This window comes from Candidatus Vicinibacter affinis (assembly GCA_016714365.1).
GTDB lineage: Bacteria > Bacteroidota > Bacteroidia > Chitinophagales > Saprospiraceae > Vicinibacter > Vicinibacter affinis.
This window is the reverse complement of the sequence record JADJNH010000005.1, coordinates 2,252,117-2,269,094: the sequence shown is the minus strand read 5'-3', so window position 1 is coordinate 2,269,094 and position 16,978 is coordinate 2,252,117. Positions and strand designations below refer to the sequence as shown.

General features: G+C 36.8%; 16 protein-coding genes. 11 read left to right on the top strand and 5 right to left on the bottom strand.

Going from position 1 to position 16,978, the window contains the following annotated elements; genetic code table 11:
- Positions 1-123 precede the first annotated feature (123 nt).
- Complete coding sequence (locus tag IPJ53_08950; protein ID MBK7799227.1) at positions 124-813, bottom strand: DUF4397 domain-containing protein; 690 nt, start codon at positions 811-813, stop codon at positions 124-126.
- Between the two features lie 508 nt (positions 814-1,321).
- Between IPJ53_08950 and IPJ53_08945 the strand changes: the two genes are divergently transcribed.
- The 10 genes from IPJ53_08945 to IPJ53_08900 all read left to right on the top strand — a co-directional run bounded on the left by IPJ53_08945 (position 1,322) and on the right by IPJ53_08900 (position 9,885).
- Positions 1,322-1,948 (top strand): flavodoxin family protein, encoded by a 627-nt coding sequence (locus IPJ53_08945; GenBank protein MBK7799226.1) that lies wholly within the window; start codon positions 1,322-1,324, stop codon positions 1,946-1,948.
- Positions 1,949-2,067: 119 nt separating this feature from the next.
- Entirely contained in the window at positions 2,068-2,445 is a 378-nt protein-coding gene (locus IPJ53_08940) for a DUF2200 domain-containing protein (GenBank protein MBK7799225.1), read from the top strand.
- 336 nt (positions 2,446-2,781) lie between these two features.
- Positions 2,782-3,681, top strand: a complete 900-nt coding sequence (locus IPJ53_08935; GenBank protein MBK7799224.1) for an AraC family transcriptional regulator — start codon at positions 2,782-2,784, stop codon at positions 3,679-3,681.
- A gap of 78 nt (positions 3,682-3,759) precedes the next feature.
- Positions 3,760-4,140: a cupin domain-containing protein gene (locus tag IPJ53_08930; protein ID MBK7799223.1), complete on the top strand. Its 381-nt coding sequence runs from the start codon at positions 3,760-3,762 to the stop codon at positions 4,138-4,140.
- 132 nt (positions 4,141-4,272) lie between these two features.
- The gene (locus IPJ53_08925; protein ID MBK7799222.1) at positions 4,273-4,980 is read left to right on the top strand and encodes a DNA alkylation repair protein; all 708 of its coding nucleotides are present in this window, start codon (positions 4,273-4,275) and stop codon (positions 4,978-4,980) included.
- 137 nt (positions 4,981-5,117) lie between these two features.
- Positions 5,118-5,663 (top strand): GNAT family N-acetyltransferase, encoded by a 546-nt coding sequence (locus IPJ53_08920; protein MBK7799221.1) that lies wholly within the window; start codon positions 5,118-5,120, stop codon positions 5,661-5,663.
- 193 nt (positions 5,664-5,856) lie between these two features.
- Positions 5,857-6,204, top strand: coding sequence for a hypothetical protein (locus tag IPJ53_08915; protein MBK7799220.1), 348 nt, complete (start codon positions 5,857-5,859; stop codon positions 6,202-6,204).
- 311 nt (positions 6,205-6,515) lie between these two features.
- Complete coding sequence (locus IPJ53_08910; GenBank protein ID MBK7799219.1) at positions 6,516-6,944, top strand: DUF1761 domain-containing protein; 429 nt, start codon at positions 6,516-6,518, stop codon at positions 6,942-6,944.
- A gap of 762 nt (positions 6,945-7,706) precedes the next feature.
- Positions 7,707-8,447, top strand: a complete 741-nt coding sequence (ric, locus tag IPJ53_08905; protein ID MBK7799218.1) for an iron-sulfur cluster repair di-iron protein — start codon at positions 7,707-7,709, stop codon at positions 8,445-8,447.
- Positions 8,448-8,499: 52 nt separating this feature from the next.
- Positions 8,500-9,885: a tyrosine phenol-lyase gene (locus tag IPJ53_08900; GenBank protein ID MBK7799217.1), complete on the top strand. Its 1,386-nt coding sequence runs from the start codon at positions 8,500-8,502 to the stop codon at positions 9,883-9,885.
- A 598-nt stretch (positions 9,886-10,483) separates the two neighbouring features.
- Here IPJ53_08900 and tnpA read toward each other — a convergent pair.
- Positions 10,484-10,951 carry an IS200/IS605 family transposase gene (gene tnpA / locus IPJ53_08895; protein ID MBK7799216.1) on the bottom strand — a complete coding sequence of 156 codons (468 nt, stop codon included), beginning with the start codon at positions 10,949-10,951 and terminating at the stop codon, positions 10,484-10,486.
- 1,369 nt (positions 10,952-12,320) lie between these two features.
- Positions 12,321-14,303, bottom strand: coding sequence for a T9SS type A sorting domain-containing protein (locus IPJ53_08890; protein MBK7799215.1), 1,983 nt, complete (start codon positions 14,301-14,303; stop codon positions 12,321-12,323).
- 413 nt (positions 14,304-14,716) lie between these two features.
- Between IPJ53_08890 and IPJ53_08885 the strand changes: the two genes are divergently transcribed.
- Positions 14,717-15,016: a hypothetical protein gene (locus IPJ53_08885; protein ID MBK7799214.1), complete on the top strand. Its 300-nt coding sequence runs from the start codon at positions 14,717-14,719 to the stop codon at positions 15,014-15,016.
- 11 nt (positions 15,017-15,027) lie between these two features.
- Here the strand turns inward: IPJ53_08885 and IPJ53_08880 are convergent, their stop codons facing one another.
- Entirely contained in the window at positions 15,028-15,501 is a 474-nt protein-coding gene (locus tag IPJ53_08880; GenBank protein MBK7799213.1) for a hypothetical protein, read from the bottom strand.
- 64 nt (positions 15,502-15,565) lie between these two features.
- Positions 15,566-16,924 carry a hypothetical protein gene (locus IPJ53_08875; protein MBK7799212.1) on the bottom strand — a complete coding sequence of 453 codons (1,359 nt, stop codon included), beginning with the start codon at positions 16,922-16,924 and terminating at the stop codon, positions 15,566-15,568.
- Positions 16,925-16,978 lie beyond the last annotated feature (54 nt).

Below are 16,978 nucleotides of genomic sequence, written 5' to 3'. Positions count from 1 at the left end.
TTATTGATAAACATTTTGTTTACTAGTTGAAATTGAAGATAGAATAACGTGGGATATGGAATTTTTCTAAATTAAAAAGCCCATATTCAAAATATGGGCTTTTTAATGTGAGCACATCTGAATTTATTTGTTCACGATAATTTCGGCGCCTAATGCCTGAGCACCGCTTCCACCAAGGAACCCTTTTGCAAAAACTGTGTATATTTTACCGGCTTCCAGAGTAATGGCGGGTAATACAAGTGCGACAGTAGAAGTTCCAGCCACACGCACATCCAAATTGTAAGTACCGGCATCAAGTGGTGTAAAGGCAGTATACTCTGTAAATTTTTTGTTTCCAAATACCACAGCTCCGCTGCTTGCTACAGCAACATCAACCGCAGGAGCATTGGGCGACAAGTGAATAAAGCGAACATGCGCTTTGCCCGCTGCAGGGGCAGAAAGATCATCGGCAAGGACAATTGCTGAAATGTTTGATACAGAATCTACAGCAAATACAGAGTAATTGTTATCCTTCGCAAGCATCAGATTAGCCTCTATTACCGTTGTAGAAGTTCCTGTAACGTTCACTTTGATGTTTCGTGTACCTGACTCAACCTTAAGGTATCCCGTATTATTGGGAAAATTTAGAGCCGAAGAGTTTTGCTTGCTATTATCAATTAGAAGATCAACGCCAGGTGCATTTGGTGAGGCATGGGTTACTAAAACCTTTGCATAAGAGTTGTCATCGTTAGATTCGTCTTCTTTGCAAGAAGTAAAAAGAGTGATGGAAGCAAATAAAATTGTTGAAAGGAAAATTGAAATTTTGTTTTTCATGACTTTAAAAGTTTAAAATATTTAGTTAACGATAGATAGTCAAACGTAACAGCCTAAGTTTTGTTTAACTATTTTCGAATATTTGTTAAACAAAATGTTTTTTACCTGTTTAAAGGGCTATTAAACTCATGAAAATGTGTTTAGACCGATCTCTGAAAAGCGATGACTCAATACTTGCAAAAGCTGACAAGTGATTGAATTTCAGTCTATTAATATTATATTGTCTTAATCTACATGATAAAATGAAGTCTAAAGTGCGATTTTTCGACTTGTAGCCACGAGAAGAGTCTATGCTATAAGTAAATTCTAGACTGAGTCCTCTGCTTAAGACACTTTGGAGCTTACCATCATATTTATCCTTCTCACTCCAATAGATCGGGTCTGCCTATCTCACCAGGGAAAGTTCTGTTAATAAAGAGAAATAGGTCTTTAGCCGGTTTCCCTTTAGGTTTTTCCGAACCATGTGTTTAGAATTGCATTGATGCGTAAATTTTAAAGCCCTGAAGTTTTGTTGCATCCAACAAGAAATGTACATTCACATACTGTAGCTAAAAAGCATACTGAAAAAGAACTTATGAAAAAGTACCTCATCCTGTATTATTCCAAAACCAATAACAGCAAGTTCATTGCAGAAAGGCTGTCTAAAGAGCTGAATTGTGAGATGGAAATGATTGAGTCCATGATCCACAACTTAGGGTTATTATTCTTTATATCACTACTCAACATACCCATTCCAATCAATGTATCGAAAGAAAAAATAAAACAGTATGAAGCAATCATAATTGTAGGTCCAATTTGGGGTGGACTTTTAATTGCACCGTTAAAATCTGTTATCAAAAAATGCATTGGACTCAATAAACCATTTCACTTTGCCCTAACGTGTGAAAGCAAAGAAAGTGATAAGGACAGCAAGTATGGGTATAACACTGTTTTAGTGAAAGCTAAAGCTTTGGGTGGAAATTTAATAAAAAGCACCTCAGCATTTTCAACATCTCTGATAAGTGGTTACCATGAAAAGGAATTCAACATTCACGTGAAGGCAAAATTCAATGAGGATAATTTTAGTGAAGAGTTAAATAATAGAGTAAATATTTTCGTAAGTAAAATTAAAAATTCAGACATCTCAAATAAATGAACAGATGGTCAAGCTATAAAACTAGTTATCTGAGCTGGAATTTACTTTGATCAGAGATAATTTAACAGAGGACCATCTTATATTGAATTGACTTAAGCGGATTAAGCTAATCTATTAAAATGAACAACACAAGCCACCACGATGAACGAATTGCAAAAATGACTTTTGCTACTGTATATCCTCTTTACGTTGCAAAAATCGAGAAGAAAGGCCGAACTCAAGAAGAATTGCATCAAGTAATTGAATGGTTAACCGGATATGATGAAAACAAATTAAAAACCCTCCTCGAAGAAAAAGTAACTTTTAAAACTTTCTTTGAAAAAGCTACGCTAAACCCTCATGCGCATCTGATTAACGGACTCATCTGTGGCTATCGGGTAGAAGAAATCGAAAATCCGTTGACACAAAAGGTAAGATTCTTGGACAAGCTGGTTGATGAATTGGCGAAAGGACGTAAAATGGAAAAGATCTTGCGGAGTGCAGCAAGCGATTCCTGAACAAAAGACAAATCTTTTCTAAAACCCATCGGACAATTATTAATAAATCACTAGGCAGAAATATACTTTGCAAGGATGGATTGTTGCAGACCTTGATCAGAAAGTAATTACTTTAATAAATATCAAATTCTATTTATTTGTCTTTTGCCTTAAAATTTTTGACCCTAAAAAAAACTGTTCCAAGTCATAGCCAACTCCATCATTCATTTACAAAAAAAACAAGAAAGTGATTATATTTGAATGATTGTTACGACCCACAAGTGGTCTTAGATGAAATTAAAATTGAAAGATACCAATATCCATTCCGTATGAAATACTGACAGAGAAGCTAATTATATGAAAGGGAAAAAAGAAATATTGAACATTCAAACGCTGGAGAAGTTTGAGCGATTGATAAATCTCGACACCACAGTGTACGACCTTGACATGATGGTGATGCCCGGAACGCTTGAGGACAAACATAAAAATTGTGAAATATTTCCGGCACTCAGAAGGCAATTTAACCTGATTTACCTGCTCCTGGAAGGTGAACACGATGTTAAACTGGGCGCAGATCACTTGCTGTTAAATCCCAACGATCTGGTGATAGTGCCTGAAAATATGCTGTATGCAAGCGACCACATAAAAAACTGCAAAGGCTATTGCATTCATTTCAAATCTGAATTTTTGAAAGCCCTTCTTACAAAACCTCTTTCAGAAGAGTTTCCCTATTTCCAGTTTGATGCTCCACACATCATCAACCTAAATCAGCAAGAAAGTGAAATTATCCAGGCTGCATTCAAAAATATTATAGAGGAATACGAGCGAAAATCTACAGAAAAGAATTTACTGCTTGGTAATCTCATTTATATTTTACTTTTAAGAATCCGCGAAATTTATCGACCTCGGGTAAAAGAAATAAAAACCAATTCCAGTAGACAGGAGCAACTGGCAAATGGATTCAGACTGCTTGTTGAACAATATTTTATTGAATACCGGACTGTGAATGATTATGCAGAAAAGTTGTTCATCTCAGCCAAGCATTTATCAGAAGTGGTAAGGGAAACATTTGGCCGTTCACCTTTACAAATCATCCACGATATATTATTACTGGAGGCCAAGGTTCAGCTGCGCGCTACCGATAAATCCGTTTCAGAAATTGCGTACTACTTAAAATTTGACGACCCTTCACATTTCAGTCATTTTGTAAAAAAGCGAACTGGCCTGTCTCCACAAGATCTTCGCAAGAAACTCTGAATTATACAAGTCTTGCCGAAAAATTTACAATTATGCCTCTGCTAGCTTGTTTTCCTTTGCATCATAAATAAATAAACAATGGAAAATAAAACTAACAAATCAAAAATGGCCGAATGGAATAACTTCAGTAAAGCTGATGAAATCCGGGAATTTCCAAAAGGAAGACTTGAGTTACTTAATATTGGAGGAGCAACTATTGGAAGGGGTATTTTCGAACCTGGATGGAGATGGTCTACCTCTGTTCAACCTATTGTCCACACGCACAGTTGCGAAGCGCCCCATTTCCAATACCATGTTTCCGGGATCCTTCGTGTTAAAATGGATGATGGAACCGAATTCGATTGTCACCCCGGCGATGTATCGCTCCTACCTTCCGGCCATGATGCCTGGACGGTAGGTGATGAACCTGCAGTTGTCATAGATTTTCAGGGAATGATTGATTTTGCCAAGCACCTTTAAGCATTTCTATACAAGCCATGCAAAGAGCTTAGCGCTTTATGAATTAGGTTCATTTCATTTTGCATATCATTGGCCATTCACCAATTTGCTAATTTTCCTTAATTTTGGAATTGAGAAAATTAAATGATGCATATGACTGCAAGTGAGGTAATGAATCAACTAAAAATGTTTGGCAGCGAACAAACAAAAAAAATCTATATAAGCCATGGCGCAAAGGAACCCTTGTTTGGCGTTAAAGTAGCAGACCTTAAAACGATTCTCAAAAAAACAAAAAAGGATCATCAGCTGTCTCTGGAACTTTATGATACCGGCAACTCTGATGCGATGTATTTGGCAGGCCTGATGGCTGATGAAAGCAAAATAACAGAAGAGCATTTAAATGATTGGGTTAAAAAAGCATACTGGTTTTATTTAAGTGAATACACCGTTCCATGGGTGGCCGCAGAAACGAAATTTGGTTTCGAACTGGGACTCAAGTGGATCCGTTCGGATGAGGAAAGAATTGCAGCAGCCGGATGGTCTACCCTCTCCTATTACGCAAGTGTACATCCAGATGACAAATTGGATATCAATGCTTACAGCAAACTGTTGGATCAGATTCCAACAGAAATTCATGCTGCAAGAGGCAGGGTAAAATATGCGATGAACGGATTCATTATAGCCATTGGTTCTTTTATAGCTGAACTGAATGAAAAAGCAACCAACATTGCTAAAAAAGTTGGATCTGTTGAAGTAGACATGAACGGCACCTCCTGCAAAGTTCCTTTGGCAAGTGATTATCTCCATAAGATTTTAGAGAAAAAACAAATAGGGAAAAAACGAAAGACCGCCAGATGTTAAAAATCCAATGATGGCTGAACTCAAAATTTGTAAGTCCAAGGATTTGAAAACTTGTTGTCAAACCAGGATGTATTACCAGGTTTTTGAACCTGATTTGAATTGCTAACTTTGCTCCATAATATAAATCAAATGGTCCAATGAATGCCAATTTTAAATTCATTCCTTTTCCTGTTTTGACCACTCAACGCCTGAATTTAAGGGAACTTGATTTCACTGATGATCAGGATATTTTTGCGCATCGGACAGACGATAGAGTGAATACCTACCTTGATGGTTTCAGACATGATCACATATCGCAATCCCGGGATTTTATTACTCGGGTACTAAAAGAGATCGACGAAGGAATAACCATCTTGTGGGTAATTTCCCGAAAGGAGTCCAGAAAATTCATGGGAACCATTTGTCTTTGGAATATTTCGAAAACCAATTTAAAAGCAGAACTTGGCTACACGCTTGTTCCGGAGTACCACAATTTGGGATACATGAGTGAGGCCTTGGAACGTGTACTTGAATTTGGATTTAAAGTGATGAAACTTAAAACCATAGAAGCCTTTACCCATCAGGACAATGCAGGTTCAATTCGCATTTTGACAAAAAATAAATTTATGCCTGACTTTTCACTGGACTTTACAAATAAAAAAAATCGGGTAGGTTTTACATTGACGAATGAATTGGTATTTTAAATTAATTTTATGGCCTCTAAAATAATTAATATTATTTTGTCTGTTCTCTGTTTTTAGAAGATCAAATAAAAAGAATTAGATGATAGAAGATAAAGAGCTGAAGACCAAAATACGCACCATAAGCATTCTTCTATTTCTGATATCGTTCACGCAAAAATGTTATTGCTCGACTTCCACTTGCGGAGATTCAATCATGGCATTCTTACTTGGGTGGGCAGCTATATTCACCGATGGAACCGGAATTGCGTGGCTCGCCAATCCTTTCTTGTTTATTGCCTGGTATACCCTATCCCGGAATTTGAAGGTCTCCATGATGTCAAGCCTTTTCGCTGTGATTTTCTCGCTTTCCTTCTTGCTATTTGGATCCACCATGGACAATGAAGGAGGAATTTCACATGCCATCATATCTTATGAATGGGGCTACAAGCTTTGGACATCAAGCTGTTTAATTATGTTGATTGGCACCTACTATCTAATGATGAGACATAACACAAGGGCCAAGGCCAATAAGGCATTTTCCTCCGATGCTGAATATTTGTAAACATCTTGTCTCTTAAAAAGTGATTCCTCACATGGGCAACATTTAATTCGACACTCTCAATACTCAAAATATGATCCATCTCCGAAAAAGCAACTTAATTGAAGAATTCGATGCTTGAAAATAAATTTGCATTAAGGCATTATAACCTTACTTAACTTTTCAATTCAGGAGAATACCCCAATAAAATACTGCAAAATAACTTGAGATTTTAGAAATTCATTAATATTGTATTGATAAATGGGGGCCGGAGACCATTTCAAAAGCGGGGCGAATCCGAAAAGCCAAATGATTAGGACTTAAACGATTTAAATATGGAATTAGGAATTAACATGACAGCCATTGCAATTGCGGTAGTGGCAAATTTCATTCTTGGGTTTATCTGGTACACTCCATTGTTTGGAAAAGCTTGGGGAAAAGAAATGGGTTATGACCTCAACGAGAAGCCTGACAATTCAATAATGTTTAAAGGAATGGCATTTATGGTGTTTGGGAATATACTGTTCGCATGGGTTTTTGCACACAACATTGCAGCCTGGACCTTTGTACCCGGAATGAATGAAATGGGAAATTTTTCAAATGCGATGAGCGCAGCAATATTCACCTGGCTCGGTTTTTATTTACCCGGAGAATTGGGAGGCACTGTTTGGGAAAAAAAATCCTGGAAGCTATTTGCCATTAACACAGGGTATCATCTTGCTTCCCTGTTGTTGGTTGCATTTATATTGACGTATTGGAAATAAAATTTATTAACCCTAACGAACAATATTTATCACTGTACATGAAATAATTGGTCAGATTATTGTATATTAAAAGAGCGACTATAATTATTCAACATCAGGATTAATCCGGCTTAAATTTGCTAAATAGCAACAATGGGTTTCAAACGGCGGGCATTAAAATATATTTAAAAAAGGTGACAAATTTGGATGTGCCTTTAAAAGTAATCTTGATTTTCCAAATTATTTTTACGTTACCAATAATAATTCGAAGGAAATATTAAAAGTGTTTCCTTCAAATTATTTCGAAAGGATTCTCTCTACAACTTTAATAGAATTGAATAAATAAATTGCAGACACCCTGTTGCAACTTAAGCCTTATCTAATTATCAGACGTTATTGTGAATAAATAAAAATGCATACCGGCTCATCACTACCACTTACCTCCAATAAATCCACTCAATAATTTATAAATTGTCTTCGAGAAAAAGTTTCCATACTAGACAATTGCTTTCACGATCAATTATAATTTTAATATGCTGTTAGCATGTCTTGAATTCGAGAATGATATTCGGTTCTTATCCTTTTTAGCATTGGCAGGCTCGCAAACCAATGACAAATATCATGTATGGATATGACCAAATATATTCGGACAAAGTAATCCACTATTCTCATCACACCTATCTTTGTTCATTAATTCACGTCTCTGGATGAAAGAACTCTGCGAAGCTTTTTCAGGGCAAATCATTTAGATACACAATAATTCAAGACCATTAAACACACCAAATGAAAATCTTAAATATTGCCACTGTAGGAAATTTTGTTGCGGAAGACTATCGTGCAGCAGCCGTCTTTCAAAAACACGACATTGACTTTTGTTGTAAAGGCGGAAGAACGATTGAGGAAGCTTGCACACAAAAAAACATCCCAACACAAGAACTGCTCAAAGAATTAAAGCTGGCATGTAAAGTTCCGGAAAAGAGTTCCATGAATTTTCAAAAATGGCCCTTGGATTTATTGGCTGACTACATTGAGAAAAAACACCACCGGTACATCCTGCAGAACAGTCCGGTAATCATACAATTTTTGGACAAACTGTGTAAAGTTCATGGCGGCAGACACCCTGAATTGTATAAAATCAACCAAGAATTCAATGAATCAGACCTGCAATTAAAGGCACACATGAGGAAAGAGGAAATGATACTTTTCCCTTATGTGCGATCACTGGTTTCCTTAAAAGTGAACCCTGATGATCACATTCGACCAGGTTTTGGAAATGTCCAAAACCCCATCCGAATGATGATGCAGGAACACGATGTCGAAGGAGAAAGATTTAGAAAAATGTCATTGCTCAGCAATGGATACACAACACCGGAAGATGGTTGTACCACCTACAGAGTATGTTACTCCATGTTGAAAGACTTTGAAAATGACCTGCACCTTCATGTCCATTTGGAAAACAACATTCTGTTTCCTAAAGCCATCGAACTGGAAAATGAATCTCATATACTTCATGTTCAACATTAGGGCTTAATAAAACCTCAAAAAGGGTAAGACACTCATCAAAAGACAGAATCCTATGAAAAAAAACATAAAAGCAAGTTGGGCAGAACCCTATAAAATAAAGATGGTGGAGTTGTTAAAAATGACCACCCCGGCCCAAAGGAGAAAAGCGCTAAAGGAAGCCGGTTTCAACACTTTTTTACTAAAATCCGAGGACGTCTATATTGACTTGCTGACCGACAGCGGCACATCTGCCATGAGTGACCGCCAATGGGCCGGCATGATGATGGGTGATGAAGCCTATGCCGGCAGTCGCAACTTTTTTCATTTGGAGGAGGTGGTGCGCGATGTGTACGGTTACAAATATTTAATTCCAACTCATCAAGGGCGGGGTGCTGAAAACATACTGTCTAAAATACTGATCAAAAAAGGCGACATCATCCCCGGCAACATGTACTTCACCACTACCCGCCTCCATCAGGAACTCGCCGGAGGTAAGTTTGAAGACATCATCATTGATGAGGCTCATGATGCTGAAAATGAGTTTCCATTCAAAGGAAATGTTGACCTCAACAAACTAGAGCGGCTCATCAAAAAACACGGTGCTGCAAAGATTCCCTACATCAGTATCGCTACCAGTGTAAACATGGCCGGCGGACAACCCATCAGCATTCGAAATTTAAAAGAGCTCAGAACCCTCACCAAGAAGCACAAGATCAAGATCATCCATGACATGACCCGTGTAGCAGAAAATGCTTATTTCATCCAGCAAAGAGAAAAAGGATACGCAAACAAGACCATCAAAGAGATTGTCCAGGAAATCTGCAATTTAACCGACGGCGCCACCATGAGCGCTAAAAAAGATGCTTTGGTCAATATAGGCGGCTTTTTGGCGGTCAACGACTGGGATGTGTTTGAAGAGGCCAGGAACATGGTTGTGGTGTATGAGGGGCTGCACACATATGGTGGGCTTGCAGGAAGAGATATGGAAGCCATGGCGATTGGGATCGGCGAGAGTGTAAGTGACGCACATATCCGAGCCAGGGTTGGTCAGGTTATTTATCTGGGCGAAAAAATGATGGAATATGGCATCCCTATTGTGAAGCCCATTGGTGGTCATGGCATTTTTGTAGATGCAAAAAAATTCCTCCCTCACATCCCTCAGGAGCAGTTTCCTGCACAGACACTGGCCGCTGAAATTTACCTGGACTCAGGAGTCCGCACCATGGAAAGGGGCATCGTCTCCGCCGGTCGTAAAGCCAATGGAGAAAATTATTTTCCAAAACTGGAGTTGGTCAGATTTACCATTCCCCGACGGGTGTACACCCAGGCGCACATGGATGTGATTGCAGAATCCACCAGCAGGGTATTCCAAAGACGAGATAAAATCAAAGGCCTTAAAATGGTCTACGAACCAAAATACCTAAGATTCTTTCAGGCAAAGTTTGAGAGGATGGAGTAGAGGTACTGGAAAGTATTTGTAAGCAAAATTCAATGTGTAAATTTAATAATTCGTTTTGATGTCAGGGCTACGCCTCTGTATTAATATTTTTACATTGTAATCTATGAAGATTTTTGGGGTTAGCTCCATGTTTTTTATTTGTTTAAATTCATATGACGTTGCTTTGATATTTTCGTAATTATGATGTCAGGGCTACGCCCCTCTGTCAATTTTCTTTCTTTCCAAGTTATGAAGATTTTAGGGCTAAAGCCCCATTTTATATTTGTTTAAATTCAAATGATGTAGCTCTGGCATCTTCGTAATTTTGATGTCAGGGCTGCGCCCCTGTATTAATATTTTTACATTCTAATCTATGAAGATTTTGGGGGTTAGCTCCATGTTTTTTATTTGTTTAAATTCATATGACGTTGCTTTGATATTTTCGTAATTATGATATCAGGGCTACGCCCCTCTGTGTATTTTCTTTCTTTCCAAGTTATGAAGATTTTAGGGCTAACGCTCCGTTCCTTATATTTGTTGAAATTCAAGGGGCGTTAGCCCCGACATCCTCGTAGCAAAATGTGTTGTGTGAATTGGAGGAAGGGCGTTAGCCCTGACATCATTTCATTTCATAGTATTCAAACAAATATTTTTCGTCATAATCAATATTAAATTTTTTCAAGAGCAACAAATATTCATCCCTGAACGATTTCTTTTTATGGTGTTCAGGTTGGTTTAAAATATATTTCACAACCCTATCAATATGCGATTTAGAATAGGAAAAAGCACCGTATCCTTTCTGCCATGAAAATATCCCAGGAATGTATTTTTTTTCATTAAGCCATTTCGACGATCCCGACTTAACCTGTTCCATGAGTTTTGAGGCCGACATTGTTGGATCCATTCCAACAAAAATGTGCGTATGGTCGGGATTGCAATAGATAGCATAGGTTTTACATTTATGATTGGTAATAATACCACACATCACCTTTTCTAATTCATCGCGAAAGGATTCTTTGATAAGGTTTTGTCTCCCTTTAACGGTAAAAACAAATTGTATGTATAATTGGGTGTAGGTGTTTGCCATAATGTGTTTTGATGTCAGGGCTACGCCCCTGAATTTATATTTTTATTTTCCTAATTATGAAGATTTAGGGGCTAACGCCCCTATTTTATTATTTTTAATTTGTTCATTAGGATTCTTCATTTGCATCAGCAAACAAAACCTGAATTAAATATTTTTTTGGAGTTTTAGGGTTTCCATATCTTGACTTTTAGTGTTTATTCATTCATCTATCAAAAATACTAAGATTTTGTGGTTAATGCCTCATTTTATTTTTTGAAAATTCAAATGAAGGCCCCCTCTCATCTTAGTTGATTTGATTTCAGGGCTACGCCCCTGTATTAATATTTTTGCATTCTAATCTATGAAGATGGTGGGGCTAAAGCCCCATTTTTTTTGTGCTAATAATTCACATAACTTTCCTCTAACATTTTCGTATCTACGAAGATTGTAAGGCTAAAGCCCCATTTTATATTTGCTTAAATTCAAATGACCTAGCTCTGGCATCTTCGTAATTTTGATGTCAGGGCTACGCCCCTCTATTTTTATTTTTCCTTTCCTAATTATGAAGATTTTGGGGCTAAAGCCCCGTTTTATATTTGCTTAAACTTAAATGATGTTGTTTTGATATTTTCGTATTTTTGATGTCAGGGCTACGCCCCTTTATTTTTATTTTGCTCTCCTAATTACGAAGATGGTGGGGCTAAAGCCCCGCTTTTTATTTGTTGAAATTCATATGTCAATGCGCTGGTATTTTCGTGATACTGATGTCAGGGCTACGCCCCTGTATTTTCATTTTCACTTTCCTAATTAGGAAGATTTTGGGGCTAACGCCCCATTTCTTATTTGTTTAAATCAAAATAACATTGATCTTGTATTTTCGTATTTTAGATGTCAAGGCTACGCCCCTCTGTCATTTTTTTTGCTTTCAAAGTTATTAAGATTTGAGGGCTAAAGCCCCACTTTTTATTTGTCGAAATTCAAGGGGCGTTAGCCCTGACATCCCCGCAGCAAAATGTGTTGTGTGAATTGGAGGAGGGGCGTTAGCCCTGACATCATTTCATTTCATAGTATTCAAACAAATATTTTTCGTCAAAATCAATATTAATATTTTTCAGGAGTAATAAATATTCATCCCTGAACGATTTCTTTTTATAATGTTCAGGTTGATATAAAATATATTTCTCCACCTTGTCAATATGCAATTTGGAATAGGTAAATACACCGTATCCTTTTTGCCACGCAAATTTATCGGGTAGATAATTTTTTAAAAGCTTACAATTATATCTCTAATGAAATCTTTTGATTCAAATGATTCCGACCAATGCAATCAAAATATTAATTACTAAAGAAATAAAATTGACGAATGATTATCAATTTATGTTAGTCTAAATCAATTTACAACAAGCTTTCCTTTCCATTTATTTCGACCCAAGCTAATTGTTGTCAGATATACTCCTTTTTGAAGCCCAGCCAGATCAATATTTACATTTGATTTACCATTATTCAATATAGTTGCCTTAGTCATGATTTGTTTTCCTAATAGATCGTATAGAGTAATTTCCGCTACATCACTATTTTCCTGATCGAAACAGAACTGTACATAATCATTTGCAGGATTGGGGTACATTGCAACGCTCATATAATTCTTAGTTTCGGTTACACTAACAGAACTTATTTTTGAATATAAAATGGTTGAACCATCACCGACTGTCCATATATCTGATTGGCTACCGTGAATAGCATAATATTTAGCGGATATTGGTACATTCTGTTTTATCCAATTTGTTCCATCATATTTATAAATAATACCCTGAGTTCCTACAACCCATACATTATTCGCATCTGTACCCCAAACCCCATACAAATCATTTAATTTAACCCCAGGGTTTTGAACAGCCCAGCTTACACCATCATATTTTAACAATACTCCAGTTTCTCCTACGGCCCAGATGTTCTTTTCATTTGCCGCCCAAACACTTCTTAAAGTTGCCGTAGTATTAGAATTCATGGATATCCAATTATTTCCATCGAACTTGAAAATTTTTCCTAAATAACCTACGGCCCAAATATTATTAGCATCAATGCCATGAATACCAAATAGATAATCTCCACTGCTTTGCAATTGGCTGACCCAGGCAGACCCATCATATTTAAGTATAGTTCCTGAACGACCAACAGCCCAAATATTATCCTTATTTAAGCCCCACATACCTAGTAAATCTGATGTAATCCCAGAATTTTCAACACTCCAATTACTACCATTATATTTAAGAATTGTTCCTTTAGTCCCAACGGCCCAAATATTTTTGGAGTCACTACCCCAGATGCCCCAGATATCATTCGCGGTTTTTGAGTCTTGGGTTATCCAATTTGATCCATCATATTTTACAATTAGTCCTTTACTACCAACTGCCCAAACATTTCCGGGGTCAAAAACCCAAACATTGAATAGATTTTGATTATTTATATTTTGCTTATTCCATTTTAAGCCATCACCTAATAATTTAGTACCAGAATAGCCCACCACCCATATGTTATTAACATCTTTAGCAAATACCGAAGTTAGAAATTCAGTAGTGCCTGAAATTTGAGTTACCCATTGATTATTTTTATAAACCAAGATCACCCCACCTGTACCAACTGCCCAAATATTATTTGCATCAGTTCCATGAATATTGAAAAGAAATGCATTTGTATTTGCAGCTTGTTTTGACCATGTTGAACCGTCGAATTTTAAAATCGTACCTTTTCCAGTTCCCCCTACACCAGCGGCCCATATATTATCTTTATCAACTCCCCAAAGTTTATAAAGATAATTTGTGGTATCTGCATTTATTTGGGACCAGTTGTTTCCGTTATAATTGAGAATTGTTGCTCCTGCCACCCAAATATTATTTATGTCAGCCCCCCAAATTGATGCAAGGTTCTTGGTTGTACCAGAAGCTTGAGGAATCCAGCTGTTTCCATCATATTTAAGGATAGTTCCCGAACGACCAACAGCCCAAACATTATCCTTATTTAAGCCCCACACACCTAATAAATCTAATGTTGTACCAGAATTTTCAGTACTCCAAATACTTCCATTATACTTTAAAATAGTGCCTAAATTACCAACTGCCCATGCATTATTCTCATCTAATGCCCAAACAGCAGATAGGTTATTCTTATTATCAGAATTCTGAAAAACCCATTTAACCCCATCATAATGCTGGATGACTCCACTCCCGCCAACAATCCATCCTTTATTATTGTCTAGTAGAAATATGTCGTTAAAATTAGTAGCAGTATTCTGAATTTGCCAATTTTGAGAATAGCATAAAGTACCTAAAAAGTAAAAAATAGGAAAAAGAATTTTTTGTATGTTATAGATCATATTGCATTATTTTAATAGCGAAATTACTAATTTTATCAAAATTAAGTACTTTTCTTCTTTTCGATAAAAAATACTAACAATTTGTTCTAATATGAAGCCAATGGTTCAGCCACCTATTAATCAGACAGTATTCCTGCCAGAAAGCTTATTTCCTATCATGAAGGCTGCAATCTGTTGACTAAAAGTTGACTTAATTGGAGTTTATTAAAGTTCATTTAAGTTCTTCAAAAGTGAGACCCCAATGAGACCCAAAAAGCAAAATGCCTTGTAAATCTACATCTACAAGGCATTCCAGTGATCCCGTCAGGATTCGAATGTACTTTGTAAATCAATGTATTATAATCTTATATGTGTTTCGTACACGATTTCGTATGTGATATTTCAAAATTGTTTAATCATCATAAATCAATACAATGGATCAGAATTTATCAATTGAAACAAAAAAAACGATCGATCAAGAATTAGAAATAATTCTTTTATCTGAGTTGTTCGATAACCTTCAGCATTATGCCTCAATGAGACATGATGACCTTTCAAGGGATTTAGAGAGTGCCTGTAAAGAGTGGGTCAAGAATTGTCCGCATAGTGCGGAAAGGGCTATAAATCTAATGGGTACATTTATTCCACTGTTAGGTCAATTTGCAAGGGTATTCGATTTGATCTCTGATAAGGCTCAGTATTACTCAAAATTATCTGATCAGATTGGTAGGTAATCAAGATTTACTTATTCAATAAGTGGCGCCTGGTCATGAAACAATTGAATTACAGTTCTTATATCATTATTGATAGATAGGTCAGTTTTTTGAGGTGCGTTCCATCCCATCATTATACTGATCTGTTTTGCTGCTGCTATTTGGTCCGATGGTTTTACATTGTTGCCTTCATTGAAAAATATTTGGGTCAGACCCTTGATAATTTGTTCTTTCGTTAATAGGGCCTCTGTACGGGCCTCAATTTCTTTTAGATGGTGGTTGTTATCGAACGCTGTTTTCTTGTCTTGACGCTGCCCATTTGCCTGGTCTTTGGCCATTCTGATGTATTTGTCAACCTGGTTAGACTTGATATTATATTTTTTCTCTATTTTTCGTACTATCTCATTTCTTGACATACCATTTGAAAGGTCGAAGGCTATTTCGTCAATTCTCGTCTGCAAATTGGGTTTATTTGATCTGATGTTTTTGGTTGCTGAAGTTCTCATTTCAAATCTTGATTTATCATTGGTAACTCAATGTTGTTCTCTTGCTAATGTCTTGTCAGTGGTTTTAGTTCGATTGGGCTGTCTGAAGTGGGAATAAACTATTTTGGTATCTAATGACTGCCAATTCTTTTTTGTGTTGGAGTGCTCTTTGTTGTGCCCTGGGATTGCTGTCCTGGTTTCTGATGTTCTTTGCGATCATTTCAAATTCCCCGGCCTGGTCCTTAGGCTGTTTTAACTTTGGACCAAACTTCAATTTTAGGTACTCATAAATTTTAGGCTCTTTTTCTTTGATGGTCTTTAGTGTGGTTTCTCTGAGAAATGAACTCCCTTCCTTCTGATGACTAATATCAATTCCGGTAACCTTGCAAACCCTGGTTTCTTTACTTGTCCCTGGGGCGTTTTCTGAATCCGTTATTGTGTTGCTGCAAATTGGTGCAAGATCATGTATTATAATAGTGTGATCTTGCACTAATTCTTGTTTGCCAATGGTTTTGTTTTCCGTGGTGATCTTGCACCACTTTTCAGATATGGCATCTTCTATTGTCTTGTGTGCATTACCGTGGTGTTCTTGCACTAGTTTTTGGTACTTGCTCAATTCCCTATTGAATTTATTCCGGTCTTTGCCTCTGGTGTTTTCGAACAAGTCTATCCAGTAATTTGTGTTGTGCCATTCCAAAATTTTAATTCGGTCCTTCTTTTTGAGATTGTTTAGATTTATGGTCCAGTCTCTTATTACCGTCTCTCTCCAAAGTTGTACTAACCGATTTCCCAATCTTTTTACTGCATCAGTATTAATGAGATCAGAAAGGTATATTATTCCTAATTCGTTTAGATAAACGCTCTTATGTGACTTACATTCAAATCTAAAGATGTTTCCTTCTTGGTCTTTGTGTTTGGCCTTATCGTAGCATTTAAGTGAAAACGTTACCCGTTTTTCTATTGCCTTGTATTCACTTGCGGTTCGTTGTATTATGTATCTGTATTCATGCGGTTTCCCTTTACCATTATGAAACATGATATTTTTAATGATGGTATGTGTATCATAGGGCAAATCTTGAAGATTAACGCCAAATTCTAGATGACGTATTTTTGTCTTCTCTGGAATGATACCAAATTTGGTTTCAAGTTCTTTCAAAACGGTCTTGAGGTCTTCGATTCCAAAGTCGTTATAGTTGTGTACCCCGTCATTCCAGAATACATGAAGTGACCCTTTTAAGTAAATGGCTCCATTCCGGTAAATCTGAAATTTAAGATTTTTGTAATTGGCCTCTAACTCAGGTTTTACCTTTCCTTTTTCAAATTCAATTACTTCTATTTCACCATTTTCTTTTATTCTAAATGGCCGCTCAAAATTCAAATGAGGATTACTAAGCAACTTTTCCTTACCCAAATACGATATATCCAAACTGATGTAATCAATCATCTCACGGGCTGTATTTCGTGCAAACCGTTCTGTATTTCGTACTTAAGGAGTTCT